General features: G+C 62.4%; 3 protein-coding genes. All 3 read right to left on the bottom strand.

The annotated features are described in order from the left end of the window. Positions 1 to 45 precede the first annotated feature (45 nt). Positions 46 to 2,901, bottom strand: a complete 2,856-nt coding sequence (gene gcvP, locus AC2FH2_RS19720; protein WP_496704183.1) for an aminomethyl-transferring glycine dehydrogenase — start codon at positions 2,899 to 2,901, stop codon at positions 46 to 48. Positions 2,902 to 3,014: 113 nt separating this feature from the next. Next, positions 3,015 to 3,380 (bottom strand): glycine cleavage system protein GcvH, encoded by a 366-nt coding sequence (gene gcvH / locus AC2FH2_RS19715; RefSeq protein ID WP_142640419.1) that lies wholly within the window; start codon positions 3,378 to 3,380, stop codon positions 3,015 to 3,017. An 18-nt stretch (positions 3,381 to 3,398) separates the two neighbouring features. After that, on the bottom strand, positions 3,399 to 4,493 hold a 1,095-nt coding region (gene gcvT / locus AC2FH2_RS19710), incomplete at its 5' end, for a glycine cleavage system aminomethyltransferase GcvT (protein ID WP_496690629.1).

Here is a 4,493-nt window from a genome sequence, read left to right as displayed (position 1 = left end):
GATCAGCCCCTGGCCATTGCGGGGGCTGATCTGGTTGTCGTCTGTTTACTCTGCGGCTTCTTCGTAAGCGTCCATTGGTGGGCATGTGCAGATGAGGTTTCGGTCGCCGTATGCGTTGTCGACGCGGTTGACGGGGGACCAGTATTTGTCGACGCCCATGGAGCCCGGAGGGAAGCAGGCCTGTTCGCGGGTGTAGGGGCGGTCCCAGTCGCCGACCAGATCGCGCACCGTATGGGGGGCGTTTTTCAGCGGGTTGTTCTCCGCATCGATCTTGCCGTCGATGATGTCCTGCGCCTCGGCCCGGATGGACAGCATGGCGTCGCAGAAGCGATCCAGCTCGTCCTTGGGTTCCGACTCGGTGGGCTCGACCATCAGGGTTCCGGCCACCGGCCAGGACATGGTCGGCGCGTGGAAGCCTGAATCGACCAGTCGTTTGGCCACATCGTCGACGCTGACATGGGCCGCCTCATCCAAAGGACGGGTGTCAAGGATACATTCATGCGCCACCCGGCCTGTTTCCGAGGTGTACAGGATCGGATAGGCGTCCTGCAGCCGGGCCGCGATATAGTTGGCGTTCAGGATCGCCACTTTCGTGGCCTGGGTCAGACCCGCACCGCCCATCAGCAGCACATAGGCCCAACTGACCGGCAGGATCGACGGAGACCCAAACGGTGCCGCCGAGACCGGACCGACGGCGGTGCCGTATTCCGGGTGGCCGGGCAGGTGTTCCTCCAGATGCGCCTTGACGCCGATCGGACCCATGCCGGGGCCGCCACCGCCATGCGGGATGCAGAAGGTCTTGTGCAGGTTCAGGTGGCTGACATCGCCGCCAATATCACCGGGGCGCGACAGGCCGACCATGGCGTTCATGTTGGCGCCGTCGATATAGACCTGACCGCCGTGATCATGGGTGATCTGGCAGACCTCCTGGACGGTGGTCTCGAACACGCCATGGGTCGACGGATAGGTGATCATGCAGGCGGCCAGATGGTCGGAATGCTTTTCCGCCTTGGCGCGGAAATCGGCGACATCAATGTTGCCCTTCTCATCCGCTTGCACCGGCACCACCTGATAGCCCACCATCTGGGCCGAGGCCGGGTTGGTGCCATGGGCCGAAGTGGGGATCAGGCAGACATTGCGGTGCCCTTCGCCGCGGGCGAAGTGATAGTTGCGGATCGTCAGCAGGCCTGCGTACTCGCCCTGCGCACCCGAGTTGGGCTGCTGCGAGATCGCGTCATAGCCGGTGATCTGGCACAGCTTGTCGTTCAGATCGGCAATCATCTCGTGATAGCCCTGTGCCTGATCTTCGGGGCAGAACGGGTGCAGATTGCCGAACTCGGGCCAGGTGACCGGGATCATCTCGATCGTGGCGTTCAGCTTCATCGTGCACGACCCCAGCGGGATCATCGCCCGGTCCAACGCCAGGTCGCGGTCGGCCAGACGGCGCATATAGCGCGTGATCTCGGCCTCGGCCCGGTTCTTGTGGAAGATCTCGTGGGTCAGATATTCGCTTTCACGCAGCGCGTAATCCGGCAGGCGGTATTGCTTGTTCGAGCTGTCATCCGCCCGATCGATGCCGAAGGCACCCCAGACGGCCTCGATGGTCTCGGGCCGGGTCTGTTCGTCCAGGCTGATGCCGACCTTGCTGTCGCCGACCTTGCGCAGGTTGACGCCGCGGGCCACGGCGGCCTCCATCACGACATTCTGCAGATGGCCGACCTCGACCGTGATGGTGTCAAAGAACACTTCCGGTTCCACGGCAAAGCCCGCCTCTTCCAGACCGGCGGCCAGGCGCGAGGTCTTGCGGTGCACCGATTGCGCAATGGCCTTGATGCCATCAGGGCCGTGATAAACCGCATACATCGACGCAATGACGGCCAGCAGCGCCTGCGCGGTGCAGACATTCGAGTTGGCCTTCTCGCGGCGGATATGCTGTTCGCGGGTCTGCAGCGCCAGGCGATAGGCCTTGTTGCCCCGGCTGTCGATGCTGACGCCGATGATCCGGCCGGGCATCGACCGCTTCAGCTTGTCGGTGGTCGCCATATAGGCCGCGTGCGGGCCGCCATAGCCCATCGGCACGCCAAAGCGCTGGGTCGAACCGATGGCGATATCCGCGCCCATCTCGCCGGGGGATTTCAGCAGTGCCAGCGACAGGATGTCGGCGGCAACGATGGCAATGGCTTTATGTTCATGCAGCGCCGCGATCTCGGCGGTGAAGTCGCGCACATGTCCATGCGTGCCGGGATACTGGAAGATCGCGCCAAACACCGCGCCCGCGTCCATCGTATCCGGATCAGCCACCTGTACGTCGATGCCCAGAGGCTCGGCGCGGGTTTTGATCACCGCAATGGTCTGCGGGTGGCAGTTTTTATCGACGAAGAAAGCCGCGTTATTGGCCTTGGACCGGCCACCGCGCTTGGCCATCGCCATCGCCTCGGCAGCAGCGGTTGCTTCGTCCAGCAGCGAGGCGTTGGCCACGTCCAGCCCGGTCAGATCGCTGACCATGGTCTGGAAGTTCAGCAGCGCCTCAAGCCGGCCCTGGCTGATCTCGGGCTGATAAGGCGTGTACGCCGTGTACCAGGCCGGGTTTTCCAGGATATTGCGCAGGATCGGCGCAGGCGTGGTGGTGCCGTAATAGCCCTGACCAATCAGCGAGGTCAGAACCTTGTTCTTGCTCGCCACCTCTTTCATGTGGAACAGCGCATCGCGCTCGGTCATCGCCGGACCCCAGTCCAGCGCTTCCTTCTGCCGGATCGCAGGGGGGACGGTGGCGTCAATCAGCTGATCCAGCGTCGTGAAGCCGATCACCTTGAGCATGTCGCGCATCTCGGTCGGGCTGGGCCCGATATGGCGACGGTTGGCAAAGTCATAGGCTTCGTAATCGGTGAGTTTGAAGGCCATGTGTAGCGCTCCTCAAGGAATGTCTCGCCCAGCCGCTCTGGCAGATGCCTCCGGCGGGAGTATTTGGAAAAAGATGAAGCCCGGGGCCCGGTTTCAGGGCCCCGGAATTGAAGTTACCCGATGAAGGCCTTGTAGCCGGCCTCATCCATCAGATCTTCCAGCTGCGACGCATCCGTGATCTTGATCTTGTAAATCCAGGCCTCGCCCTCGGGGTCGTCGTTCAGCGCGCCCGGATTGTCGGCCAGCGCCTCGTTGACCTCGACGATCTCGCCATCAACCGGCGCATAAAGCTCGGACGCCGCCTTGACGGATTCGATCACGCCAATCTCGCCACCCTTCTCGAACTCGTCGCCTGCTTCCTGCTGTTCCACGAACACCACGTCGCCCAGCTGTTCAGCCGCGTGTTTGGTGATGCCCAGCGTCGCGGTGTCGCCCTCGACGGTCAGCCATTCGTGCTCTTCGGAATAATAGGTTGCCATGTTGTCTCTCTCCTGACTTCAACGCTTGTAATTCTGGGTGACAAAGGGGGTGGCCACAATCTGTGCCGGTTGCGGCTTGCCCCGGATGATCAGGTTCACCGCCGTGCCCGGTTCGGCATGATCCGCCGCCACATAGCCCATCGCCACAGGTCCACCGACCGTCGGGCCAAACCCGCCCGAGGTGATCTGGCCGATTGTATTGCCCTGCGCGCACTGAATGTCCACGCCCTGACGCGCCGGTGCCCGGCCTTCCGGCTTGATGCCCACCAGCTTGCGCGCGGGACCCTCGGCCAGTTCTTTTTGAATGCGGTCGGCCCCCGGGAATCCGCCCTCTTCCTTGCGGCGTTTCTGGATCGCCCAACCCAGGCTGGCCTCGATCGGCGAGGTGCCCTGGTCGATGTCATTGCCATACAGGCACAGCCCCGCCTCCAGCCGCAGGCTGTCGCGCGCGCCCAGGCCCGCCGCCTCGCAATCCTCATGCGCCAGGAAGGCCTTGGTGATTTCTATCGCGCGGTCCTCGGGGATCGAGATCTCGTACCCGTCCTCGCCGGTATAGCCCAGACGCGAGATCCGGCATTCGGCCCCCAGAATGTCGGCAACAACAGTTTCCATGAACTTCAGATCCCGCGCCGCAGGGCAAAGCGCACCCACCACATCCTCGGCCTTCGGTCCCTGCACCGCAACAAGCGCGCGGTCAAAGATCTCGATCACCTCAACCCCGTCCAGATTGTCGCGCATATGCGGAATATCCTGATGACGCAGCGCCGCGTTCACCACCACAAAGAAGTGATCCCCCGCATTCGACACGATCAGATCATCCATGATCCCGCCATCCGAATTGGTGAAAAATCCATACCGCGCCTTGCCAGGCTTCAGTGTCGCATAGGCCTGCGGGCACAGAGCCTCAAGCTTGGCACCAACATCCTCACCCCGCAGGATCACCTGACCCATATGAGACACATCAAACACCGCCGCCTTCTCACGACACTGCGCATGCTCACCCATAATCCCCAAGGGATACTGAACAGGCATCTCCCAGCCCGCAAAATCAACCAACTTCCCACCCAACTCAACATGCAAACCATGCAAAGGTGTGCGCCTAATATCCGTCAT

This window comes from Ruegeria sp. YTSA105, from assembly GCF_059610225.1.
The sequence above is the reverse complement of the archived record's forward strand: the minus strand, read 5'-3'. Positions and strand labels throughout refer to the sequence as shown.